Source organism: Facklamia sp. P12945 (genome assembly GCF_050409485.1).
Classification (GTDB): Bacteria; Bacillota; Bacilli; order Lactobacillales; family Aerococcaceae; genus Facklamia.
In genome coordinates, this window is the sequence record NZ_JBNUPJ010000016.1 from 1 (window position 1) to 25,388 (window position 25,388).

The window sequence follows — 25,388 nt, forward strand, 5'->3', positions numbered from 1 at the left end:
AAGCCCTCTAAATCACCATAGGTTGGTGATTTAGAGGACTTTGTCTACAGTCTGAAGCTGGCCATTAGCCAGCTTTTACTTTTTCTATTATTCTGCTTCTTCTGAAGAATCATCTTGATCATCAGATGCTTCTTCATTCTGATCGTCTTCATCGTCTTCATTGTCTTTAGAATCAAAAGCTGGTTCTAAGTGTCCTTCTTCCGCTAATTTATCGACAAATTCACGTACTTCAGGAGATGAGAAAGCTTTTTGTAATGCCTTAGCTGCTTCACTATCTTTATTTCCTTCACGAACTGAAAGAATAATAGCAAAAGTATTTTCATCATCTTTTTCTAAGAACAAAGCATCTTCAGGTTTTAAATCAATTGAAGCAATATAAGTTGGGTAGTTGAAAACTAATTCAACACCATCCTCATAAGCACCTGTTAAGTTTAATAAGTCAACACTTGTAAACTCGAAGTTATAAGGATTTTCAGTAATGTCATCTACTGTCGGGAAAAGGCCTGCTTCATCATCTAATTCAATTAAGTCATTTTGTTCAAGGACGAATAATGCACGTGCCTCATTTGTTGGATCTGAAGGAATAGCCACTTCTGCGCCCTCTTCGATATCTTCCATTGACTCATAAACAGGTGAATAGAACCCAACAACAGCGTTATATACTGGTTGAATGGCTACTAAATCTGCTTCACGCTCTTCATTGAACATTTCCATAAATGGAAGGTGTTGTGCAAAACTTCCAAAAGCTTCATCATTAAACACTGCTTCATTGTATTGAATATTATCAGAAACCTCTACTAATTCAATAGAGTAAGGCTCTTCAATTACATCCGCTGCAATTTCAACGATATCAGTCATCGGTGGCATATGAGAAGCAATCTTTAATACATTATCTTCTTGTGCCGAAACGGATAGTAGACCGCTTAAAGCTAGTGACACTGATGCAAAAGTAACAAAGCTCTTAAATAAATTTTTATTAAACATCTAATTCCTCCTATTATCTCTTATCTAACTTACGCGCAATTTTTAAACCTAACCATTGTAGAATTTGAACAATGATTATGATTAGAATAATCGCAAAATACATGATATCCGTTTCATACCTCTGGTAACCATATCGGATAGCAAAATCTCCTATCCCACCGCCGCCAACTACCCCCATAATGGTCGAATAAGATAGAAAGGATACAAAAGCAGTGGTAAATCCAATAATTAAAGATGACCGTGCTTCAACAAATAGAAATTGAGTGACTAACTCCCAAGTATTCGCTCCAAGGGAATCAGCTAATTCCACCACGCCTTTAGGAATGTCATGCAAAGACTGTTCCACGAAGCGAGCATAAAGGGCAATGGCAATCAACATCATCGGAAAGGATGCTGCAATCGGATCGCCAGTTGCTCGCCCATAAACCATTCGAATAAGGGGTTGCATTGCGACAACAAGTAACAAAAAAGGAAAAGAACGAACAATATTTACAAATAGGTTTAAGCTAGAATTCAAAAAATAATCCTTTCTTGCTTTACCCATTCGCTGACCCGGACTAGTCAAAAATAAAAGAGTACCTAAAGGAAGACCTAACAAAATAGCTGCTGCTGAGGAGAAAAAAAGCATAATACTTGTTTCTTGAAGACTTTCCCATAATTTTGGCCAATATTCAATGACGCGCACTATTATTTCTTCCAACATCTTAGCTTAGGACCTCCTTCACTTTATCATAATAACTTCCTACTAGTTCTTGGTCACGGTCGGTCAAATTATCAACTATATCTATTAAACCACCTTTTTCCATAATTGCCACTCTGTCGCAAAGTTGCCTTACAAAACCCAATTCATGGGTCACCACTATAATTGTCATGTCGAATTGTTGATGTGCTGCTTTTAATATTTGAACAATTTCATTCGTTCGCATGACATCCAAAGCAGAGGTCGGCTCATCACAAAGCAAAATTTTTGGTTTAGTAATTAACGCTCTTGCAATACCAACTCTTTGTTTTTGCCCCCCCGACAACTGACCAGGATATTGATCTTTTTTATCAGCTAGACCAACAAAATCAAGAACAGAATCAAGAGACAGGGCATTTGAATATTTAAACAATTTAAGGGGTAAGGTGATATTTTCACCAACTGTTTTATTATTCAATAAATTAAAATGCTGAAAAATCATACCTACAGACTTACGATGGAGTCGCAGTTCTTCCTTGCTGAGTTGCAATAGATCTTGTCCATCAATTAATACCTTTCCTTTATCTGGTTTTTCTAAAAGATTAATAAACCTTAAAAGAGTCGATTTTCCAGCACCACTTTCTCCTACCAAACCAAAAATTTCCTTATTTTGGATCGTTAGGGAAACACCATCAACCGCTTTAACTTGTTTATTATTCAAATAGTAATGTTTAGCAACATCAAATAATTCGATCACAACCAATCACCACCTTTCTGCCACAAGTCATAAGAGCATTATAACATAACTTTTTGATATTTCACATTAAATGAAGATTAAAAGGTATTGTGAAAATATAAATTGAAACGTTAGTATAAATGCTTTTATTTAACTTTTTATTGTGATTGGTTTAAATTTAATTTAAAAATGTGCACAAAAAAAGTAGTGGAGAAATATTCACTACTTTAAATATAAACTTATTATCTATATAGCTTACGATCGAATAAACGAGGGGCTGCTTGATAGACTAGGATTAGAATGATTGCCGAAGCAAAAGATGTTAATAAGGCACTCGCTCCATTCATGATAAATGAGAAGACTAAGGGTGACATCCCTTCAGGTGCATAAGATCCCCAATAAATATAGCCAGCGACAAAGTGCCAGAAGAAACGTGCAAATGTTCCAATGAAAGTTGCTAAAATTAAAGGCCAAGCTTTATTTTCAGACTGATAAAAACGCTCAGACATTAAGCCCGCAAAACCACCAAAAGCAAAAGCAAGGATGTATTCAATTAATACCTGACTAACGCTTAAAAAATATACATTCCCTAGGGGGAAATGTAGCAAACCCCATAGAAAGCCGCAAAACAGCCCCCATTTAAATCCTCGTTTTAAGGATAAAATTGTCAATGGTACCATGCCTAAAGAAATCGTTAATGAAGCACCGAAATTTGTCGGTAATAAAGACAGGACCACTGCGATAGCAGCAAAAATAGCTGCTTCTACTAGAAGTAAAACATTTTTATTCTTTCCCATAAAAAAACTCCTTACATTTTTGCAAAGTAAAGAGAAAAGGCATAAAGTCCCTATTTCAAAGTAATTCCTACGCACGTTTGACCGTGATCAGGTTCAAGGGTCTGGAACAAGTCCACTCTCAGCTTCAAGGCTCCCCTTTACTTTACGATTATTTAACTGCCATTATTTTAGCATTCAAATGTTTGCTTGTAAATTAATTCTTTTCAATTTTCATTTTAAAAAAGCTAATATTTCTTGACCGTTTTTGAAATATAAATTGATGATTGCTTCTAATAATCTATCACTTAACGTCTTAAATCGATTCGCTCACTGATAAAATAGATAATTATTCCTCCAGCCAATAGAGATAAGCCTTCACTAACCATCATACTTACAAGTCGGGTTATAAAAGTTTCCCAAGGAGCTCCTAAAAAAACAACTAACAAGGCAATATTAACCATCGATATAGTCATGGATAGGCCAATAATTAAATATTTGAAAAACAGCGACTTATTAATTTCATCTTTCTTACTATCAATTAAAGGAAATAGTTTTTCAATGATAGAGCAAGCTAAATGTAAAAAAATAAAGCTAGTGAGCGAGCCAATGATCATATCCCAAATACCGTAAGAAAAATAATTGACAATAAAAACGCCTAAAGTAACTCCTAAAATATAACGTTTATTATAAAGGGCTAAAAAATTCAATCCCTCACTGATACGAATTCCCAATCCAAAGGAAAGAGGGGAAATTATCAAAGTCAACACAATGTAGCAAGCAGCAACTAATGCTATTCGCGTTAAATCATTAGTAGTATATTTTTTTTTCATATTAGTCTCCTTTATAGAGCAGGCTCTAGTAATTACTATGACCAAAGGACTGAGGGTGGCTTGATCCACCGAAGAATCATAGTGTTCATAAAGAACAGACCGTAGTATATCATAAGTAGATTGCACAAGTAAAGACTCAGATTCCTAATAAAAAAGCCAAGAATCGGTCTATTTTCGACTAATTCTTGGATAAATTATTAGTAGTTTCTATTCAGCGATAATATCTCTTAACTTATCTTTTGCTCGTCTCAAAGCATTTTTGACTCGATTTTTATCAATGCCTAAATACTCAGCAATTTCTCTTGGTTTCATTGATAAATCACTATAACAGAAGATAATCTGTCTTTCAAAAAGACTTAGCTTAGCAAGATAACGTTCTTTTTCTTCATTGACAATAACTTGTAATTCGGGAGTAGTTGCTAATTGATAGTCATAGCTTAAGCTCTTATGACTAATACTATCACCAATTTCAAGCTGATCGCGTTCAGCGTCCATTCCAAAGCGAATGGTCTGAGCTTCTTTGGAATTGCGACGGAGTAAATTAATCAGGTAATTATACAATGATCTTTGAAAATAAGGGGCAAAATAACCACCATAAGCAGGATCATAATGTTGAATTACCCGATACATCAGGATAACTCCTTCTTGAATAATGTCTTCTGGTTCATAGCCATCCACTGGCATTTGATAAGCAAATTTTTTTAAGAGGGGAATAAAACGTTCAACTAGTAACATAAATGAAAACTCATCAGCGATATTTTCTTTCAAGCGCATAATCAACATTTCATTGGTCAAATGGTCAAACTCGTTCATTTCATCTCTCCATTATTCATTCTTGTCATCATCTAAGCGAAATCTTAGATCATCTAATAGCTTCAATTGGTCAAGCTTCCAAGGGCTCCGCCGCCTGATTAACTGTGAATAGTGGTCTTCAACTGTTTGTCGAACTTGTCTTTTATTAAATTGTAACTGCATATAAAGCTCATTAGCAGACATTCGCATGGCACCTTTTTGAAAAATTAGCCATTGCTCTGCCATATCGCTTGTCGCAACTACCACACGATTAAGAGGAGAAATCCAATGAGCTACTTCTCTTTCAATATAGGAATCAGCTGTTTCCCCTTCTTGTGTAAAAACAACTTCGACTTGATAGTGTTCATAAATTTGTGTTATTCCGGGAACAAATTGTGCATCAAAGACAACGATAATTTTGAGGTCTCGGTATTTTCGATATTCTGAAAGCTCAAATAATAATTGATCGCGCGCTTGATTTAACTGGTCCATTTTTTTAAGTTGGGTAAGTTCTGGCCATGCACCAATCATGTTATAACCGTCAACAAATAAAATTTCCTGACGTTTATATCGCATGATAATCCCTACTTTCCAATACGGTGGCGTGCTACTTCATACATCAAGACTGCACTTGCAACAGATGCATTCAGACTTTGCACATGCCCAACCATCGGAATAGTAACGATTCCATCTGCTGATTTTTTTACAAGTTCAGAAACCCCTTGACCTTCATTACCAATTACTAATGCAATTGGTCCATGTGAATCCCACTGACGCATATCTTCTCCAGCCATATCCGTCGCAAAGATCCATATTCCCTTTTCTTTTAACTGATCCATAACCTGTTTAATGTTAGCTACTCGGATCACTGGAACATGTTCAATGGCTCCAGTAGATATTTTTGCAACTACATTGGTTAATCCAACTGAACGTCTTTTAGGGATAATCACCCCATGAACGCCTGTAGCGTCTGCCGTTCTTAGAATAGAGCCCAAGTTATGTGGATCGACAATCCCATCTAAAATAAGAATAAAAGGATCCTCTCCTCTTGAAGCTGCTAACTGAAGAGCATCTTCTAGTTCAGCGTAATCAAAAGGAGGAATAGTTAGAACAACACCTTGATGATTTTCACCATCAACCATTTCATCTAGCTTCGACTTTGGCACTTCCTGGAATACAATTCCTTTAATTTTAGCCATTTTTATTATACTAGATATTACTTCTCCTGCAATCCCTATTTGAATAAATAATTTATTAACTTGCTTTTTTGTTTCTAAATAAGCTTGAACAGCATGTTTACCATAGATCGATTCACTATTTTCAAAAGCTTTTGAGTCTACCAAAGGCTCTTTGAAAGAATTTATATTGGAGCGTTTTTTCTTATGAAAATCCGCTGTATGATTTTTCTTTCTCATTATTAGGCTCCTTCTTCATTAATATATTGAATCGCTAGTTGAATTAAATGATAGCAACGCTCTTCTTGTCCACTTAATTTAAGCCAACCCAATAATGCCTCAAATCCGCTAGCTTGACGGTAATCACCGATCGAAGCATTTTTAGCTTTTGTATTGGCCTTATGATTGCGCCCACGTTTATAGATTTGAATTTCTTCAGCTGTTAAGAAATCGTCTTGCTGAATCCAATGATGCATCACTTTCGCTTGCCCCTTAGCCGAAACATATTTGATGGCGGCTTTGTGCAATTTATTGGGATGCGTTTTTCCTAATTCAATCACATGCTTGCGTATCTCTACTTCAAAAACAGCATCTCCTACATAGGCTAAGGCTGCGCCATTTAGCAAAGAATACTTATCTGGTGTATTTTCATTTGTCACTTTTATCCTCTTTTCCACCTTGTTCCTTGCGGAGTATCATCTAATAAAATATTTTGCTCTTTCAACCAATCACGAATTTCATCCGCTCTTTGAAAGTTTTTCTCTTTACGCGCTTGATTTCTTTCCTCAATTAAATTTTCAATTTCGCTATCAAGGACTTCTGTCGAATTTAATTCCAAACCGAAGATCCCTAAAAGTTGATACATCGATTGATTGATTTCTTTTAACAATTGAAGCGCCACAGCTTCTTGATCAAGATAGCGATGAATTTGCTTACTCATTTCAAAAATAGCTGATAAAGCATTAGCCGTATTGAAGTCATCTTCCATCGCTTGATTAAAAGCATCCACGCCTTCTTTGATTGCTTCTCTTACTTCCTGTTCTCTATCAAGACTAGCTTGTCCACTTCCTAAATGATCCATTCGATAGGCTAAGCGATCCATCAGTTCTTTCAAACGTTCAACTTCACGACTTGCAGTAGCGATGGCATTAGCATCATAACGGATAGGACGACGGTATTGCACACTGGCTAAAAGATAGCGTATAACCATTGGATCGTATTCTTTAATAATATCCCTTAGAAGCACAAAATTACCTAATGATTTCGACATTTTCTCTCCATTGGATCCCATAGTTACAAACCCATTATGTAACCAATATTTAGCAAAGGGATGAGAATAATCAGAATGGGCTTCGGACTGAGCGATTTCATTTTCATGATGAGGAAACTGTAAGTCTTGACCACCCCCATGAATATCAATCGTTTCACCCAAGTATTTCGTAGCCATTACCGAGCACTCAATATGCCATCCGGGTCTACCTTTACTCCATGGCGATTCCCAAGAAACCGCACTTTTTCCAGCTGCCTTCCATAAAGCAAAATCAATCGCATTTTCTTTTTTTTCACTCTCTTCATCAGTAATTCGTTGACTAGCGCCATCACGCAAATCGCTGATAGACTGGTCCGATAATTGGCCATACTTCTCAAATTTAGCTGTCCGATAATAGACGTCTCCTTGGCTTTCATAAGCATAGCCCTTATCGATTAAAACTTTAATAAAATCAATGATTTCTGGGATATTTTCCATAACACGCGGGTTATTGCTGGCGGGCTTAACATTAATCGCACGCATATCTTCTTTATAGGCAGCAATATACTTATCAGAAAGCTCTTTGGCTGTTAATCCTTCCTTTTCAGCTGCCTTAATAATTTTATCATCCACATCAGTAAAGTTACTGACAAAATTCACTTCATAACCGCGATACTCTAAATAACGACGAATAGTATCAAAAGCAACAGCAGAACGTGCATTACCAATATGAATATAGTTATATACTGTTGGCCCACAAAGATAAAAGCTCACTTTTCCTTCTTCTAGGGGAATAAAGTTTTCCTTTTGACGTGTTAAGGTATTAAATAATTGAATAGCCATCTTATGAACCCTCTTTCTATCATTAAACTTGAGGCTTATTATATCATTACTAGCACTTACTTTCGAATAAATATATTGGCATTTAATGAGTCCATAAAGAATTAAAAAAGCCGGAAATATTTCCGGCCAATAATTTATTGCACTTTTATGAGAAAATCATTTCAACAAGCTCTTCTGCTTCAACATTTCCTAAATATTTTTTAAGATCCATATTTTCTAGGGCCTTTAAAATACTTTGACGTTCAAATTTAACGCCAGTTATAGCATTTTCTACATCTTCAATTTCACCAAGTCCAAAGAAATCACCATAAATTTTGGTATCGGTAATCATGGCATCTTTAATGTTGAAGCGCATATCTACAAAACCGAAAGGGAATTTGTGAGAGGCTTGAATATCAAATTTTGGTGAGTGACCGTAGTTCCAATCCCAATTACCAAAACGCTCTTCACGAATTTGATAAACCTTTTCCCAGTCTTCTTTTGTCAAATGATATTCTTTAACATCTTCGCGTTTTTCAACATTAAAGATTTCTAATAAGACAAGGTCTCTGAATTGCTCAGTAGTTAACTCTTTATACTTATCATCCACGTAAGGCTTTAAGTTTGTCACCCGTGAGCGTACTGACTTGACACCTTTAGATTCAAACTTTGCTTTGTTTGGTTTTAATGCATTATTGACTTCGTCTAAATCAGAATCGAATAAAATCGTTCCATGAGCTGTCATACGCCCACGTTTAGCATACATTGCATTACCAGAGAACTTCTTGCCATCTACTAGTAAATCATTTCGGCCTAACAATTCAGCTGAAGTGGCTCCCATCTTATGTAAAGCATCAATGACGGGTTGAGTAAATGCTTTAAAATCTCTAAATGTTCCATCATCATCTTTGATAAAGCAGAATGAGAAGTTTCCTAAATCATGGTAAACGGCTCCCCCACCTGACATACGGCGAACTACTCGAATATTATGTTCATCAACATAAGCTTGATTAATTTCTTCAAAAGTATTTTGATTACGGCCAATAATAATCGAAGGTTCATTAATGTAGAAAAGTAAAATTGGCTCATCGACTAAGCGATTCTCTACTAAATAAGTTTCCAAAGCAATATTGACACTCGCATCATAGTTATTCTCATTATCTACGAAATACATAAGTAGCCTCCTTCAAATTTGTGCATATTTATTATGACATTCCATTATTTAAAGCTCAAGAAAAAGCTCTCAAACAAAAGTGGAAACCATCGGTTTCCACTTTGTATTCACTAAAGCGATAAAACTTGCTGAATATGGTCTAAGGCTTTTTTCTTGCCTAGTACTTCAATCATATCCGGCAATTCTGGACCATGCATTTGACCAGAAACCGCAATTCGGATTGGCATAAAGAGGGTTTTCCCTTTAATACCAGTTTCCTTTTGAATTTCCTTAGTCAATGGTTTGATATTGCTAGCTACAAAATCTTCATCTGACAAAGCCTGTAATTTGCTTTGCATAGCTTGAACGACTGTTGAAGCACTCTCAGCTTGCATAATTTCTTTTGCTTCCTCACTCAGCTCTAACTTATCATTGAAGAATAAGCTAGATGCTTCAACAATCTCAGCACCATAAGAAATTTGCTCATGGTATAAGCTAACTAGCTTTTTAACCCAGGCTAATTCTTCTGCATTAGGATCAGCACTTACTTTTCCTGCTTTTTGTAAATGAGGTAATGCATAGTCTACCACTGTCTCAAGATCTGCTGCTTTCATGTAAGTGTTGTTAATCCATTCTAATTTCTTCTTATCAAATGAAGCAGGAGAAGTTGATAGACGTTCTGGGTCAAATTGTTCCACTAACTCTTGTGGCGAGAAGATTTCTTCTTCACCTTTTGGTGACCAACCTAATAAGGCAATAAAGTTAAACAAAGCCTCTGGTAAATAACCTAAGTTACGGTATTGCTCAATAAATTGTAGGATTCCACCATCACGTTTAGATAACTTTTTATTAGTTTCGGCATTAATAATTAATGTCATATGACCAAATTCTGGATATTCCCAATCAAAAGCATCATAAATCATCATTTGTTTAGGGGTGTTCGCAATATGGTCATCTCCACGTAAAACATGAGTGATCTTCATCATATGATCATCCACAGTTACAGCAAAGTTATAAGTAGGCATACCGTCTCTCTTTTGAATTACCCAATCGCCTGAAATATTTTTCGATTCAAAGCTTACAGGCCCTTTTACTATATCATCAAATTGATAAGTAACATTTGCTGGTACTCTAAAACGAACAACAGGCTGACGGCCCTCAGCTTCAAAAGTTTCTTGTTCTTCCTTGGTTAAGTGGGCATGTTTTCCCCCATAATGAGGCATTTCTCCACGAGCCTTTTGTTCTTCTCTTTCTGCTTCTAACTCTTCTTCAGTCATATAGCATTTATAAGCCAAGTCACGAGCTAATAAGTCATCAATCAAGGGTTGATAGATATGCAAACGCTCTGATTGTCTGTAAGGACCATATTCACCAGGATTAACCGGGGATTCGTCCCAATCAATACCTAGCCAAGTTAGATTGTCTAATTGGCTTTGTTCACCATGTTCTAGATTACGTTTTGTATCTGTATCTTCTGTCCGAATGATAAACGTTCCATCTTGTGAACGTGCATATAGATAATTAAACAAAGCTGTTCTCGCATTCCCAATGTGTAAATCGCCCGTAGGGCTTGGTGCATAACGCACACGAATTTTATCGCTCATTGTATTTCTCCTTTAATTCCATCTAGTCTACAAAAGCTATTGTACTCCTTCATCTAATGAGATTCAAATGCTCTTAATTTTCAAAAATTTTAGCAAAAATCATTCTACCAGCAGCTGTTTGCAAAGATGAAGTAACTACTACATTTAAATGCTTATTAATATAATTTTGGCCATCCTCAACCACTACCATGGTGCCATCATCAAGATAGGCCACCCCTTGGCGGCGTTCGGTTCCTGCTTTTATAATTTGAACTTGCATTTCCTCACCAGGTAACACTTCTGGTTTTACCGCATTGGCTAACTCATTAATGTTCAAGACAGGAACATTTTGAAATTCTGAAACTTTATTTAAATTGTAATCATTGGTTACCAAGATCGCATTTAAATCTTTAGCTAGCCTTACTAATTTCGCATCGACTTCTTCGATATCCGCATAGTCTCCTTCAAAAAAATCAATATTTATTTTGGAAGACTTTTGTAAAAGGTTTAGAATATCTAACCCACGTCTACCTTTTGCCCTTTTTAAAGAATCAGAAGCATCTGCAATATGTTGCAATTCAGATAAGACAAATTTTGGAACTAATAAACTTCCTTCTATAAAGCCTGTTTGAACCACTTCTGCTATTCTTCCATCAATAATTACACTAGTGTCTAATATCTTCAATCTTTGACCTGCTTTGACTTCGCTTTGTTTAGGTTTTTTATTCAATTCAAAAGAAGCAGATTGTAGTTTTTGGCCAGATTTTGTAAAGAGATGTAAGACTTCATCTCGGCGATTGATCATCATTTGATAACCAATCATTCCCCCTAAAACAGTCAGAACAAGCGGCATTGTACTCGATAAGAAAGGGATATCTAAAGACCCAATCGGCAACGAAAGTAAATAACCGATTAATAGTCCTAATAAAATGCCTAAAGCACCGAATAACAGATTTGGCGTTGACTGCTTTTCCAAAATAGATAGTAATTTATGAATTAATTGTTCAAAAAGCGGCGCAAGTAAAATACCTAATAACATAAAAATAAGTCCGAAAATCATACTATTCACAAAAGGATTGATTAATAATTGATGGTATAAGCGAAGACTACGCCAAATTTCTGCTCCTAAAGTATAGCCAAAACTTAAGCCAACAATCATTGATACACTAATCGTCATTTTTTTTATCATTTTTTCACCTCCTTTGTAAGAATTTTCAATTATTTAGGAAAAACGATTGAAATAGCTTGTTTGATCGTTTTAACTGGGATGACTTCAATCGATAGGTCCAGTTGTTTTAGATGCGATTGATTATTATAAGGGATAAAAACACGCTTAAAGCCTAGTTTACTTGCTTCCTTAATTCGTTCTTCAATCTGATTGACTCTTCTAATTTCTCCAGTTAGACCAATCTCACCAATAAAGACATCATCTACTCTCACTTCTCGATTCCAATAGCTAGAAGCAATACTTACAGCTATGGCTAAATCAATGGCGGGTTCATCTAAGCGAACCCCTCCAGTCGTTTTAAAAAAAGCATCTTGGTTTTGAACTAAAAGACCACAATGTTTCTCCATGACTGCTAATAAGAGCGATATACGTTGGTACTCTATTCCTGATGCGGTGCGTTTGGCGTTACCAAACACCGTCGGAGTCATTAATGATTGGATTTCAGCTAATACCGTTCGCGTCCCTTCCATGGCAGCAACAACTGTGGATCCGGTAGCACCTTCTATCCTCTCCTCTAAGAATAACTCTGAGGGGTTAGTTACTTCTACTAAACCTGTATCAATCATTTCAAAGACGCCAATCTCATTGGTAGATCCGTATCGGTTTTTTACAGCCCTTAAGATTCTGAAGCGATTATGTTTTTCACCTTCAAAGTATAAAACCGCATCTACCATATGTTCCAACATTCTAGGTCCCGCTATATTGCCTTCTTTAGTTACATGGCCAACTATAAAAATAGCAATTTTATGGTCTTTGGCTATTCGCATCAAAATATTAGTCGCTGCCCGTAACTGAGAAACAGATCCCACTAAGCCTTGATTGTCTGGTGATGCCATCGTTTGAATAGAATCGATGACTACGATTTCAGGATTCACTTCTTGAATTTGAGTCACAATATTACCCAAGTCCGTATCAGATAATAAATAAAAATCTTTACCACTTAATGCCAGTCTTTCAGCTCTGAGTTTAATTTGGGTTAAACTTTCTTCACCAGAAACATAAAGGACCCGCTGTTTCAAATTAGCCAAGCGAATGGATACCTGAAGTAATAAAGTCGATTTCCCAATTCCAGGATCGCCTCCAATTAAAACTAAACCACCTGGAACAATTCCCCCGCCTAATACTCGATCGAACTCTCCCATTTTTGTATTAATTCTTTCTTCAACTTGACTTGGAATTTGATCCAATTGAGTGGCTTTGCCGACCATTGATTGTGATGTATGAGTCAAAGTAGTTGAAGTAGTGGTTGTAGGGACCAATTGTTCTTCCATTTGATTCCAACTGCCACAATTTGGACATTTTCCTAACCACTTAGGTGACTCATAGCCACAAGCTAAACACTCATACATTACCTTATTTTTTGCCATTTAATCCCTCCCTTAACCAGATGACCCAAAACCACCCTGTCGATCACTATTAACTACTTGATCGTCATCTACTTGTAGAAATTTAGAAAAAATTCCTTGAGCAATCCTTTCACCCTTATGAATGGTTCGATCCTTCAAGCCATAATTAATAAGTTGAATATATATATGTCCTTCATTTTTTTCATTATTATAATAATCTCGATCAATAATACCAATACCATTAGGTAGGGTTGTTTGGTGCTTATAACTTCCCGACGAGCGATTAACAATCTTCAAATATTCGTTTTCCATCATGTAGGCCTTTAAACCCGTTGGAACTAAAGTAGCCTGCCATAAGTCATCTTCCTTCATGGTTTCCTGACCCTTAATCATTAAAAAGGTATTATGTATTAAATAATAAACAGACTGTTTCCAAAAGGAAGGAAGTACAACCGTTTCGGCAGCTTCAATGTCATAGCCAGCTGAGTACTTGGTTTGCCGTTGAGGAATTCGAATCGCTTTATCCTTATACGAACGGATAACTTCAAAGCCCCGATTTTTCTTTTCCATTTTATTCACATCCTTTCATTCCCATGCTAAATAAGCCGTTTATATGAAAACGCTTAATAATATTATACGTGATTCTTTTAGATATATCTATCTTTAATAGTTTTATATTTATCTTATTTCACTAGTCCCATATAGCTTTTTCATCAATCCAAACAGATACTGAGGCTTGATTAACTGGGAAAAATCCTTTTCCTTGCTCATCTAATTCTACTTTGCCTGAGTGATTATTTAGATAATCAACATAAATAGCTCCTGCATTCAATTCACCCATACTCATCTCTTTAAAACCTGCCTCACTATTAGTCATCACTACTGCTATCCCGTAGGGATGTTCTTGTGTTCCTAGACAAGTCCAGCCTACGGTATTTCGATGGTCAAAGTAATCCACTTGCTCTCCGTAAGTATGATATTTTCGCAAGTGTAGTAAAGGATCGATTTGCTCTTGATAGGATGGGGACTTCTCTCCATTTTGTACTCCATAATAATCGCCATAAAAGAGAGTAGGAAGTCCTTGCTGACGCAAAAGAATTAAAGCATAGGCATGTTGTATAAACCATTCTTCGACTTGAGACTCAAGAGATTGTCCTAGTTGTGTGTCGTGATTATTAACAAATGTTACACTGACTAATGGATTGTCCTTAACTAAGCTTCCTGCAAAAATTTTACTTAAATCATACTGATTACCCGCTTGACTGGCTTGGTATAAATTCATATGTAAGCCTACATCAAAGAGATCTAACTGATAATTAATCGATTCTAAATAATCTAATTTTTTTTCAAGATCAGGATTCCAATATTCACCAATTAAATAAAAATCATCACCTTGTGTAAAATTAATTTCTTCACAGAGTTCTTTTATATAGTGAGAATCAATATGTTTTAATGCATCGAAGCGTAAACCTTTAACTCCCGTTTCATTCACCATCCATTTTAACCACTGTTTGATATGTTCGTTTACTTCAGGATGAGAAAAATCAATATCAGCAAACATCAGATAGTCATAATTACCATAGGTACTATCTACCGATTGATCATCAGCCCAACCTTTTTCGTCGCCTAAAATTAAATAAACACCCTCTTCATTATTAGTCGCATCATAATCAATGCCACTAAAATGGTACCAGTGCCATTCAAAATCTGAGTATTTATTCGCTCTACCTGGAAAATAGAAATGGGTCCAACCTTCAATTTCATAAGGATCAGAAATCATTTCTTGACGGTTTTCAGGATTCACTTTCATCACATGAAATTTTTCTTTACCATCTGCATAAGCCTTATGATTAATCACAAGATCAGCAATTGGTAGAATATCTTTTTGTTTGAGTAATTGAATAGCCTTCAATAAGTCTTCCTTTTTACCATACTTAGTGCGCACATTTCCTGCTTGATCAAACTCGCCCAAATCCCAAAGATCATAGACTCCATACCCCACATCATTAATAGAAGTGGCTTTACAAAAAGGAGGAAGCCAGATATGATCCACACCTATTTCATACAAGTGATCTACATCATTTTGTAAGTTTATCCAATGTTTTCCTTCATTAGGCAGATACCATTCAAAATACTGCATCAATAAGTTATTTTTTTCCACTGTACTCTCTCCTTTATATACTCTTCCATTAAAACACAGGACTTAAAAATAGTCACAAATAAGCTCTTAGAGATTCTCATTTAGAATTTAAATTTACCGAATTGCGATATGATTACAAATTTTTTAGTTTTGTTTTTCGATAGGTTTCCCTTATAATTTATGCTATCATAAACAAGAATTTACGGAGTAATGCTCCATTGAGGAGGAAAACCATGCATTCATTTCAAGACAAAATAAATCGTCTTGCAGCCTTCTTATCCCTTATAACCATCCTATTAAGTCTAAGCTTAACTTTCTACTTAAACCATCTTTCTACAAAAGAAAATACCAGTCCAGAGAAAGTTACAACATCCAATCAAGCACTAATTAAAAAAAAATTACCGAGTGTAAAAAATGAAACCATTAATGAAGAAACAGCTACAGAAGAAGAAAAAATGCTGGCCCTTGAATTAAATAAATATGGTTCCAAAACAGCTTCCATTCAAGATGTTCAAGAATCGATTGCTGATATTATAAGAACAGATTATCAAGGAAATATTATGAGTGCTCAACAAGATATTGTACAAGCCATCAATGAGAACCAGATGAGTATTGAAAGAGAAGGAACCCTCTTTCTCCCTGATCAGCCTTCCTTCGCTAGTAAAAACTCTTATTTACAAATGGATGTTCCATTAATTTTACAAAAGTCACCCCTTTATTCAGACATCGATTATGGCGCTAGTCAACAAGATACTTTAGGTGACAATGGTTGTGCAATCGTATCTTTAGCCATGGTATATTCTTATCTATCCAACCGATTGGTTGAGCCAGAAGAAGTGCTTGAATGGTCCGGTCACGATTATTTTTTCGAAAATGAGGGTACCTCCTGGACTATATTTTCAGATTATGCAACCGATCACGGATTTAATTTTTATAATCATGGTAATAATTTTTACTCTGCTATGGAAGCTGTCCAAAAAGGCCAAGTGGTAATTGCATCTGTCAAACCTGGTTTCTTTACCGATGTAGGTCACATTATCGTAATTCGTGGCTATGAACCTGGCTATGTCTATGTCAATGATCCCAATGATAATCCTGAAAAAATGTATAGTTTCCAGCCCATTAATGAGCAAATTTTGCTAGATGAAGGATTAAACTACTGGTCTTTTTATAATGATTAAATTTAATTTCATAGAAATAAACCGTTAGGAGTTTTCAATCTTTATGAATAATTACAAACTCGCTTCCAAAGGTGCAGTGATTGGAATTACAGTTTATTTATTACTGACAACAATCAAGTTAACTACCGCTTCAATCTTTAAAGCAAATTCTTTACAAGCTGATGGTCTGAATAACTTATCAGACATTATTGCCTCTTCTGCTGTGTGGATTGGATTATATTTAGCAAAGAAGCCTGCTGATCATAACCATAAATTTGGACATGAAAAATACGAAATTATATCCAGTTTCATTGTCTCTTTGCTAATGTTCACAATTGGCTTTCAAGTAATTCTTTCAGGAATGAGTCAACTTTTTTCCAAAGACTATTCACAAACAAGCCAACAAGTTCTTCTTACTACACTTCTTTCAATCGTAATTCTGACTTTAACGAAGTCCTATTTAAAAAAATTAGCCACCCAATCAAATTCTGTCGGTTTAAAAGCTACTGCTAAGGATATGCAAGGTGACTTACTTATTTCAATAGCAACTCTTATCGGAAGTTTATGTGTCAGCTGGGGCTTTCCTATTATCGATACGTTTCTTTCAATTACAGTGGGCATTATTATTATACTGTCTGCCTTTGAAGTCTTTAAAGAATCGACTTTTACTTTATCAGATGGATTTGACCCTGAAACATTATTAATTTATGAAAAATGTATTCTCTCCCACCCTGATGTGATTGCTATTAATTCCATTCGCGCAAGAATGGCTACACAACAGATCTATTTAGATGTTACCATTGCTTTAGATCCGAGTATGTCCGTCTATCAATCACATTGTATTACAGAAGAAATCGAAGCTATCTTACAAGATCAATTTCAAATTAAAGATATCGACATTCATGTTGAACCCTATGAATAAATTAAAGCGGCTGGAACAAAAGGGCTTCTCAGCCGCCTCAAAATTTTCAGCGAGCCTAGATTGGAAAGTGACTTTCCAATCTAGGCTCGCTACTTTGCGTATTTACGTAGATTATTGACCACAAATATCAGCTTGACTTCGATCTTCACCTTATCTTTATCGCAAAGGGAGTGGCGAGTAAAATCTAACTTCGCTTTTTCTTTTACGTTTACAAACGCTTCTCAATCGTAACGAGGGCTTCCAGGAAGGTGTCGGCTTGATCGAAAGACATGGCCTGCTGAATCTCAGGTTGAATCTGTTCGACTATCTCATGAATTCACCTAAACACTGTAATTTTCAGGGAATAAACAATCCATTTTCAGTGACAAGCAATTTTAATTCATAGTATACTGTTGCTACGTAGAAAACCCTCCACAATGGTTTTGTGATTACTACTATTACAACAATAAAAGCTTTCTTTGTTTATATTTTTAAAGAAAAAGTCCGATTAACGATTGTCTCGTTGACCGGACTTTCTTTAATTATTCAAGGCTTTTGTCCCAGCCCCTTTATTTTTTATAAAATTATGCTCGCGTTCTTTCTATTATGACAGCATTTCCTTGTCCGCCACCTATACATAAGGTCGCTAATCCTCTTTCCACATTACGTATCTTCATTTCGTGAATCAGGGTGACAAGAATTCTCGCTCCACTACAGCCAATTGGATGCCCTAAAGCAATAGCTCCTCCATTAACATTAATGATTTCGTCCTTAATTCCTAATTCTCGATTGACTACTAAAGATTGGACTGCGAATGCTTCATTTCCTTCGATTAAATCCATATCTTCAATGGTTAAACCGACATTATTTAAAGCATTTTGAGTAGCTGGAATAGGTCCTGTTCCCATTAAAGAGGGTTCAACGCCTGCTTTACCTATTGAACGAATACTAGCCATTATTTCTAGTCCTAACTCTTTCGCTTTACGCTTAGACATTAGGAGTAAGACAGCAGCACCATCATTAATAGTTGAGGAATTGCCTGCAGTCACAGTCCCATTCTCTTTAAAAACTGGCTTCAATTTTTCTAAGTCGGCAAGAGTTTGTCCCATGCGAATATTTTCATCCTCTTCAAAAACAACTTCTTGACCACGCTTCATTTGGACAATAGGAATAATTTCTTGCTTAAACCGACCAGAAGAATAAGCTTTTTCAGCTTTCTTTTGACTGCTTAACGCAAATTCATCTTGTTCTTCGCGACTGATTTGATATTTTTCAGCCAAGTTTTCAGCGGTTACTCCCATGTGATAACCTTCAAAAGCATCAGTCAAACCATCAAAAACTAAAGTATCCACTACCCTATCATTGCCTAGCTTGGAGCCCCAGCGATGATTGGAAAGAATATGAGGGGCTTGACTCATATTTTCACAACCCCCCGCCACCACAATTTCATTTTCACCTGTCATAATAGACTGGCTAGCTAACATAACAGCTTTCATTCCGGATCCGCAAACTTGATTGATAGTTGTAGCAGGTGTTTTGAAACTAATACCAGATTGAATAGCTATTTGACGAGCAACGTTTTGACCTAAACCTGCGGACAAGACATTTCCCATGAAAACTTCATCAACTAAAGAAGGATCGAGAGTGATATTATCAAGCATCCTTTTGAGTAACTGACTAGTCATTTCCACTGCCGAAACATCTTTCAAACTGCCGCCAAATCTTCCTATAGCTGTTCGATTTGCTGAAACAATCACTACTTCCTCTAAATTCATAAAATCCTCCTAAATTTCTTACTGCGAGTAAAATTAGCTAAATAACCTTTGCAACCATGACTTTGACTTAATTGATTCGTTTTGTTCATCATCTTCATCCGAAGAGACTTTCATCGATTGAGCTACTTTATCTTCTATTCCCAGATGTTCAATAGTCTCTATTAAATGATTATTCTTCTTTTCTGTCAAGAGCATTAGCTGCTGTTGCTGGTCGACTAATTGCAGTAAATCATTAATTTGTTTATTTTTTTCTTTTAGTTCATTAATAAGAACATTTCTTTCTTTTTCATCCTTCAACCATTTTTCTTTCAGTTGTTCTTTGACAGTCTTTTCAATATAAGTTCTAATGGCTTGTTGCTGTTTTTTTAGATCCGTATCATCTGACATCAGATTTTTTTTTATAGTATTTGAAGAGCCTTTTTCTTTTACTTCTTCGTTTTCACTTGACTTTTCGTTTTTTGAGTCACGTTCATTTTCAAGGACAATTGAGATTTGCTTCGCCAGTTCAGGATCATAAGAAAAATCACGCTTGAGTTCTGTCAAATGATCTAGGGATTCAGTATTTTCCTCACCTGGTTTATCTTTTATACTTTCTTCATAATTCTGACTTTTTTCTTTTGTCACTTCATTTTTATTTTCGGCTTTGGCTTTGACTGTTTCTTCTATTTGAGTGTCAAATGTATCTGTCATAAAAGATTTTAATAGCTTTTGCTGTTCTTTTGTAAAAACCAATCTGTTTTCTTCATTATACACTTTCTCCTCATTAGGAATCTTTTTTGCATGATAATAGATCAATTGTCGAGTAACTTCTAATTCATCAGCAAATTCCTGGGCTGTTAAATATTCTTCCATATTATCTCCTCGTATTCTATCTTTCAAATCACTACTCTTTGTCAAATAACAAAAGAACCTTTTACTATATTATACAGTAAAAGGTTCTTTTTGATAGGATAAACTTGAAAACTTATTATACTCTTTTTTAAAAAGTAGTTTGACAGTATCTCTTGCACCTGCTCTATTTTTAGCAATAATTACTTCTACCGTATTATCTGGTAAATCGTCCTTGTGTCCTTCGTCTGTATCACCATTTTGCTGGTGATAATCCTCACGGTAAAGAAAAGCGACAATATCTGCATCTTGTTCAATTGAACCCGACTCGCGAATATCACTTAAAATAGGTCGCTTATTTTGCCTTTGTTCCAGACCACGAGAAAGTTGTGATAAGGCAATTACTGGAACCGATAATTCCTTAGAAAGTTTCTTTAACTGACGCGAAATTTCTGAGACTTCTTGTTGGCGGTTTTCTCTTCCATTTCCATCAATAAGTTGTAAATAGTCAATGACGATTAAACCTAAATCAGGATTTTCTTGTTTTAGACGACGACACTTAGCCCTAATTTCTGAAACACGTATACCAGCTGAGTCATCAATATAAATAGGAGCTTCTCTTAATATATCAGTTGCTACCGTGAAACTTTTCCATTCATCATCCGTCAATTGCCCTGTTCGTAGATTCGATGCATGTATACTTCCTTCTGCACAAATCATCCGATATACCATGTCTAATGCACCCATCTCTAAGGAGAAAATTACAACTGGAACCTTAGATTTAGTTGCGACATTCTGTGCTATATTTAAGGCAAATGCTGTTTTACCAACAGAAGGTCTAGCGGCAATAATAACTAACTGATCGGGTTGAAAACCACTAGTTAATTTGTCCAGCTCATGATAACCAGTAGGAAGACCAACAACATCACGTTTTTCCTCTGCTAATTTTACGATATTATCAAAAGCCTCGGCTATCAATTGCCTCATCATTTGAGGTCTATTACTCTGAGAGCCTTCTCCTATTGATAAAATTAACTTTTCACTTTGATCGATGATCTCTTCTATTGCATTTTCTTCATCATAAGCAACTTGAGAAATTTTCGATGATGCATGAATGAGTTGTCGCAATATAGATTTTTCTTTAACAATTCTGGCATAATTTTCAATATTAGCAGTGGTCGGAGTGAAACCTGTTAGTTCAACAATATATTCATAGCCTCCGACATTTTCTAGTTGATCCAAAGCATCTAATTGATTCTTTAACATCAAATGGTCTAAGGTATTGTCGCGATCAAAAACTCTCTCCATAGCTGCAAAAATTTGCTGATGGGCTACTTTATAAAAGTCCTGCTCTTGTAAAAGTGTTTGAACAGTTGCTAATTTCTTTGGATCTAATAAAAGACCACCTAAGACAGATCTTTCTGCTTCAATATTTTGAGGTGCTTGCATCTGATTCATTTGCGAAATATCCATCGTCTCACCTCTTTATATTTTATCTAAACTGCTTCGACTTTTACACGAATAGTTGCTATTACTTCGGTGTGCAATTTAACCGGAACATTGTGGAAACCTAAGGATGAAAGGTTATTTTCTAACTCAATTTTACGTTTATCTACTTCTATGTCGTATTGTTTCTTTAATTCTTGTGCTATTTGTTTAGAAGGGATGGTTCCAAATAAACGACCATCTTCACCTGATTTAGCTGAAATGATAACGATGGTTTCTTCTTTTTCAATTTGTACTTTTAAATCTTTTGCCTCTTGCAATGCTTCCGCTTCCAACTTTGCTTGAGCTTTCTTTTGTGCTTTGAATTCACTCATTGCTTTAGCATCAGCTACTTTTGCTAAACCATTTTTAATTAAGTAATTATTAGCATAACCATCTGAAACATTTATAATCTGACCCTTTTTACCTTGCTTACGAACATCTTCTAACAAAATGACTTTCATTTTTAGTCCTCCTTAACATTAATTACCTTAATTAATTGTTCTTCTACTTCTTGGATTGTTTGGTCTTTTATCTGTGTTGCTGCGTTAGATAAATGACCTCCACCTCCAAGCTTTTCCATAATAACTTGGACATTTATTTTACCCAAGCTTCTAGCTGAAATACCTATTTCGTTCTCATGGCGTTTATAAATAACAAATGAAGCTTCAATTTGATCAATTCCTAACAAATCATCAGCTGTTTGAGAAGCTAAGACATTGTCCACTACTATATCTTCATCCGTTACTGTTACCGCAAAGACCTTATCGATTATTTCAGTATTCTCAATCAAGCGATTTTTAATTTTAATGCTTTCTAAACTTTCTTTTAACAGATGCTTAATTTTTATATTATCTGCACCCATAGACTTTAAATATGCCGCTGCTTCAAAAGTTCTCGACCCGGTCCTTAAAGAAAATTGATTGGTATCAATAATTATACCAGCTAGCATAACTGTTGCAAGCATTTCATCAATTGCATTTTCCTTTTCATCCATCACACTAAAGTATTCCGTGAGTAATTCGACCGCTGATGAAGCCGAAGGTTCTAAATAACTTAGCACACAATTTTTGGGGAATTCTTCTGCCTGGCGATGGTGATCAATGATAACAATATCGTAGTCAAAAAAGATAGACTCAGCTTGTGAAATCATCGCTCGATGATGGTCTACCAAAATTAGTAGAGTTTTTTCATTTAAGTAGTTATCTAAATCTGCTTCTTCAATGAAAACTTCTTCATCAGACTTCTCGAAGTACTCATTATTAATAATCCCTTTTATATCTTGGTTGAGTTCATCTCTATCAATCAGAATTTTGGCTTGGCGATCAAAAGATTTTACAATTTGTCTGACAGCTAAGGCTGAACCAATTGAATCTAAGTCTGGTGACTGATGTCCACTAATTAAAATTCGATCATAAGTCAATACCGTACTTTTAAGCGCCTGGAAAAACATTTTACTGCGTATATCCGAACGGTTTTCTGTAAAACTAGTCTTTGCGCCATAGAACCTTGCTTTTCCTTCTATTTCACGAATGACAACTTGGTCTCCGCCACGACCTAGTGCTAAGTCTAGGTTGGATTTAACCTGCTTAGAAACTTCAATTATATTTTGTTGAGTATTTCGACTATAAGAAAAAGCGAGAGAAAGCGATATAGGAATTTTTCGACTGGTATAATACTCTTTAATAGCTTCAATGGATTCAAACTTTTCTTTTTCGAGTTCATTTAAAGAACTCTCATTCAACAAAAGTAGAAACTGATCTTCATCAGTTTGCTTTAAGTAAATTTGATAATGATCTGCCCAGCGATTAAGACGACTGATTAAATCAGATTCAAATTTTGCACTTGCTTCATCATCCATCGCATAAATGAGATCATCAAAATCATCTAATAATAAAGATCCCATTACTAGAATGGATTCACCGATTACTTTTTGAATTTCGATATCTTGTGTAATGTCATAAAGATAAAGTGCTTTATATTCATGATGATGTAAGGCTCGGTAATAACCATTAGTTAAAGACACTTCTTGCCATTGACTCATATTACTTTGTCCAAGAATTTGTGTCAATTTCCCATCCACTTTTTCAATTTTTTCACCAATAATATCCTGTTCAAAAATCTTCTTAATAGCTGGGTTAGTCCACGTTACTCTTTCTTCTTGATCATAGAGTATTACTCCTATTGGAGCATTATATAGGGCATATTCTTGCGCTAAAGAAGCATTTTCTGACATATGACTCGCCATCTTCGTTAAATCCTTAATAAAACCTTTAATATTAAAGGTAAAAAATAGAATGATGATACTAAGGAAAATTAGTAATAATACACCTATACGCCACTCTAATTTAAAGGCTACTCCAATTAAAACTATATAAATTAATAAAATAGAATAAATCTGCCAAGAAATTTGAAGCGAATGGAAGTAATCAAAAAATTCTTTTAGTTTTATTTTTTTAAACACAGTACACCTCGTAGTATTAATATCACTTATTTTATCATATTTAAGTGAAATGTTCTATCTACTAATTAATTACTTAATGTTTCACGTGAAACAAAAAAACCACCCAAAGGGTGGTCAAATATTATTCTTGAACGGTAAATGGTAATAAAGCCATGATCCGTGCGCGTTTAATTGCATTAGTCAATGTACGTTGATGCTTTGCGCAAGTACCTGTTACACGACGAGGTAAAATTTTGCCTTTTTCTGAAATAAATCTTTTTAAAAGATCTGTATCTTTGTAATCAATATAATCGATATGATTAGCGCAGAAATGACAAACTTTTTTTCTACGTCTTCCTCCACGACGTTGTGCCATGCATTTTCCTCCTCTACATTATTCTAAAATGGTAGATCATCTTCAGAAATATCCACCTTCTGACTGTCACCAAATGGATTACTATTTTGACTGAAGTCTTGATTAAAACTAAAATCATTACTATTCGTTTGATTTGGTTGAGCTTTAAACTGATTCGTTTGATTTGGTTGTTTGTATGATTGATTACCATCGGAAACTGGACGTTGTTCAGTCACTGATTTTGGTTCTAATAAGTGAAAGTTACTTACAATAACTTCAGTAACATATACTCTCTGTCCTTGTTGATTATCATAACTTCTTGTTTGGATACGACCTTCGACTCCAATTTGAGAACCTTTACGGGTAAAGTTAGCTAAATTCTCAGCAGCTTTACGCCAAATCACACAATTAATAAAATCTGCTTCACGCTCACCTTGTTGATTGGTAAAACTGCGATTTACAGCTAGTGTAAAACTTCCAACTGGAGTTCCTGAAGAAGTATAGCGTAAATCAATTTCCTTGGTTAAACGCCCAACTAATTGTACGGTATTCATAATTTTCCTCCTACAAGTGTTTCACGTGAAACATAGTGATTATTCTTCTACTTTTGTAATCATATGGCGTAAGATATCACGGTTGATTCGTGCTAGACGATCGAACTCGTTGATCCCTTTAGCATCATCAGCGGTTAAAGTAATTAAGTGGTAAACACCTTCACGATAATCGTTGATCTCGTATGCTAAACGTTTCTTAGCCCAGTCTTTTGATTCGACAACTTCTGATCCTTGATCGACTAAGATTTGATCGAAACGAGCAATTAATTCTTTCTTTGCTTCGTCGGTCATATCTGGACGAATAATATAAAGGATTTCATATTTAGTTGGTTGACTCATGACTGCACCTCCTTTTGGTCTAATGGCTCCATAGAGCAAGGAGTTAAGCTATTAA

At 35.5% G+C, this 25,388-nt stretch carries 26 protein-coding genes and 1 riboswitch; of the genes, 2 read left to right on the forward strand and 24 right to left on the reverse strand.

Annotated elements, in window-relative coordinates; genetic code table 11:
* Nucleotides 1–87: 87 nt before the first annotated feature.
* The 16 genes from ACQV2X_RS06250 to ACQV2X_RS06325 all read right to left on the reverse strand — a co-directional run bounded on the left by ACQV2X_RS06250 (nucleotide 88) and on the right by ACQV2X_RS06325 (nucleotide 15,514).
* On the reverse strand, nucleotides 88–984 hold the full coding sequence (locus tag ACQV2X_RS06250) for a MetQ/NlpA family ABC transporter substrate-binding protein (protein ID WP_428873073.1): 897 nt from the start codon (nucleotides 982–984) through the stop codon (nucleotides 88–90).
* A gap of 13 nt (nucleotides 985–997) precedes the next feature.
* On the reverse strand, nucleotides 998–1,687 hold the full coding sequence (locus tag ACQV2X_RS06255) for a methionine ABC transporter permease (RefSeq protein WP_428873072.1): 690 nt from the start codon (nucleotides 1,685–1,687) through the stop codon (nucleotides 998–1,000).
* Nucleotide 1,688: 1 nt separating this feature from the next.
* A complete protein-coding gene (locus ACQV2X_RS06260) occupies nucleotides 1,689–2,420 on the reverse strand; it encodes a methionine ABC transporter ATP-binding protein (protein WP_428873071.1) in 732 nt (243 codons plus the stop codon).
* A gap of 221 nt (nucleotides 2,421–2,641) precedes the next feature.
* Entirely contained in the window at nucleotides 2,642–3,196 is a 555-nt protein-coding gene (gene thiT, locus ACQV2X_RS06265; protein ID WP_428873070.1) for an energy-coupled thiamine transporter ThiT, read from the reverse strand.
* A 47-nt stretch (nucleotides 3,197–3,243) separates the two neighbouring features.
* Nucleotides 3,244–3,343: riboswitch (TPP riboswitch) on the reverse strand.
* Between the two features lie 137 nt (nucleotides 3,344–3,480).
* The gene (locus ACQV2X_RS06270; protein WP_428873069.1) at nucleotides 3,481–4,005 is read right to left on the reverse strand and encodes a QueT transporter family protein; all 525 of its coding nucleotides are present in this window, start codon (nucleotides 4,003–4,005) and stop codon (nucleotides 3,481–3,483) included.
* A 207-nt stretch (nucleotides 4,006–4,212) separates the two neighbouring features.
* Nucleotides 4,213–4,818: a sigma-70 family RNA polymerase sigma factor gene (locus ACQV2X_RS06275; RefSeq protein WP_428873068.1), complete on the reverse strand. Its 606-nt coding sequence runs from the start codon at nucleotides 4,816–4,818 to the stop codon at nucleotides 4,213–4,215.
* A gap of 12 nt (nucleotides 4,819–4,830) precedes the next feature.
* A complete protein-coding gene (locus ACQV2X_RS06280) occupies nucleotides 4,831–5,373 on the reverse strand; it encodes an NYN domain-containing protein (RefSeq protein WP_428873067.1) in 543 nt (180 codons plus the stop codon).
* A gap of 8 nt (nucleotides 5,374–5,381) precedes the next feature.
* Entirely contained in the window at nucleotides 5,382–6,212 is an 831-nt protein-coding gene (gene rlmB / locus ACQV2X_RS06285; RefSeq protein ID WP_428873066.1) for a 23S rRNA (guanosine(2251)-2'-O)-methyltransferase RlmB, read from the reverse strand.
* 2 nt (nucleotides 6,213–6,214) lie between these two features.
* Entirely contained in the window at nucleotides 6,215–6,631 is a 417-nt protein-coding gene (locus tag ACQV2X_RS06290; protein WP_428873065.1) for a Mini-ribonuclease 3, read from the reverse strand.
* 2 nt (nucleotides 6,632–6,633) lie between these two features.
* Nucleotides 6,634–8,064: a cysteine--tRNA ligase gene (cysS, locus tag ACQV2X_RS06295; RefSeq protein ID WP_428894348.1), complete on the reverse strand. Its 1,431-nt coding sequence runs from the start codon at nucleotides 8,062–8,064 to the stop codon at nucleotides 6,634–6,636.
* A 145-nt stretch (nucleotides 8,065–8,209) separates the two neighbouring features.
* Nucleotides 8,210–9,217, reverse strand: a complete 1,008-nt coding sequence (locus tag ACQV2X_RS06300) for a lipoate--protein ligase (RefSeq protein WP_428873063.1) — start codon at nucleotides 9,215–9,217, stop codon at nucleotides 8,210–8,212.
* A 110-nt stretch (nucleotides 9,218–9,327) separates the two neighbouring features.
* Complete coding sequence (gene gltX, locus ACQV2X_RS06305) at nucleotides 9,328–10,800, reverse strand: glutamate--tRNA ligase (RefSeq protein ID WP_428873062.1); 1,473 nt, start codon at nucleotides 10,798–10,800, stop codon at nucleotides 9,328–9,330.
* A 73-nt stretch (nucleotides 10,801–10,873) separates the two neighbouring features.
* The gene (locus tag ACQV2X_RS06310) at nucleotides 10,874–11,968 is read right to left on the reverse strand and encodes a PIN/TRAM domain-containing protein (RefSeq protein WP_428873061.1); all 1,095 of its coding nucleotides are present in this window, start codon (nucleotides 11,966–11,968) and stop codon (nucleotides 10,874–10,876) included.
* 29 nt (nucleotides 11,969–11,997) lie between these two features.
* Nucleotides 11,998–13,374, reverse strand: coding sequence for a DNA repair protein RadA (gene radA / locus ACQV2X_RS06315; RefSeq protein ID WP_428873060.1), 1,377 nt, complete (start codon nucleotides 13,372–13,374; stop codon nucleotides 11,998–12,000).
* Nucleotides 13,375–13,386: 12 nt separating this feature from the next.
* Nucleotides 13,387–13,923, reverse strand: coding sequence for a dUTP diphosphatase (locus tag ACQV2X_RS06320; RefSeq protein WP_428894349.1), 537 nt, complete (start codon nucleotides 13,921–13,923; stop codon nucleotides 13,387–13,389).
* A gap of 121 nt (nucleotides 13,924–14,044) precedes the next feature.
* Nucleotides 14,045–15,514: an alpha-amylase gene (locus tag ACQV2X_RS06325; protein ID WP_428873058.1), complete on the reverse strand. Its 1,470-nt coding sequence runs from the start codon at nucleotides 15,512–15,514 to the stop codon at nucleotides 14,045–14,047.
* Between the two features lie 212 nt (nucleotides 15,515–15,726).
* Between ACQV2X_RS06325 and ACQV2X_RS06330 the strand changes: the two genes are divergently transcribed.
* Nucleotides 15,727–16,674, forward strand: coding sequence for a C39 family peptidase (locus ACQV2X_RS06330; RefSeq protein ID WP_428876222.1), 948 nt, complete (start codon nucleotides 15,727–15,729; stop codon nucleotides 16,672–16,674).
* A gap of 43 nt (nucleotides 16,675–16,717) precedes the next feature.
* Nucleotides 16,718–17,575, forward strand: a complete 858-nt coding sequence (locus ACQV2X_RS06335; protein ID WP_428873056.1) for a cation diffusion facilitator family transporter — start codon at nucleotides 16,718–16,720, stop codon at nucleotides 17,573–17,575.
* Between the two features lie 563 nt (nucleotides 17,576–18,138).
* On the opposite strand, the gene ACQV2X_RS06340 is transcribed toward ACQV2X_RS06335, so the two are convergent.
* The 8 genes from ACQV2X_RS06340 to rpsF form a co-directional block, all read right to left on the reverse strand.
* A complete protein-coding gene (locus ACQV2X_RS06340; protein ID WP_428875071.1) occupies nucleotides 18,139–19,329 on the reverse strand; it encodes an acetyl-CoA C-acetyltransferase in 1,191 nt (396 codons plus the stop codon).
* Between the two features lie 33 nt (nucleotides 19,330–19,362).
* Complete coding sequence (locus tag ACQV2X_RS06345; RefSeq protein ID WP_428873054.1) at nucleotides 19,363–20,181, reverse strand: hypothetical protein; 819 nt, start codon at nucleotides 20,179–20,181, stop codon at nucleotides 19,363–19,365.
* A gap of 69 nt (nucleotides 20,182–20,250) precedes the next feature.
* On the reverse strand, nucleotides 20,251–21,630 hold the full coding sequence (dnaB, locus tag ACQV2X_RS06350) for a replicative DNA helicase (RefSeq protein WP_428894350.1): 1,380 nt from the start codon (nucleotides 21,628–21,630) through the stop codon (nucleotides 20,251–20,253).
* Nucleotides 21,631–21,653: 23 nt separating this feature from the next.
* Complete coding sequence (rplI, locus tag ACQV2X_RS06355) at nucleotides 21,654–22,106, reverse strand: 50S ribosomal protein L9 (protein WP_428873052.1); 453 nt, start codon at nucleotides 22,104–22,106, stop codon at nucleotides 21,654–21,656.
* A gap of 2 nt (nucleotides 22,107–22,108) precedes the next feature.
* Nucleotides 22,109–24,106: a DHH family phosphoesterase gene (locus ACQV2X_RS06360; protein ID WP_428873051.1), complete on the reverse strand. Its 1,998-nt coding sequence runs from the start codon at nucleotides 24,104–24,106 to the stop codon at nucleotides 22,109–22,111.
* Between the two features lie 121 nt (nucleotides 24,107–24,227).
* Nucleotides 24,228–24,461, reverse strand: a complete 234-nt coding sequence (gene rpsR, locus ACQV2X_RS06365) for a 30S ribosomal protein S18 (protein ID WP_428873050.1) — start codon at nucleotides 24,459–24,461, stop codon at nucleotides 24,228–24,230.
* A 23-nt stretch (nucleotides 24,462–24,484) separates the two neighbouring features.
* Entirely contained in the window at nucleotides 24,485–24,997 is a 513-nt protein-coding gene (ssb, locus tag ACQV2X_RS06370) for a single-stranded DNA-binding protein (RefSeq protein ID WP_428894351.1), read from the reverse strand.
* 36 nt (nucleotides 24,998–25,033) lie between these two features.
* Nucleotides 25,034–25,333 (reverse strand): 30S ribosomal protein S6, encoded by a 300-nt coding sequence (gene rpsF / locus ACQV2X_RS06375; RefSeq protein ID WP_428875074.1) that lies wholly within the window; start codon nucleotides 25,331–25,333, stop codon nucleotides 25,034–25,036.
* Nucleotides 25,334–25,388 lie beyond the last annotated feature (55 nt).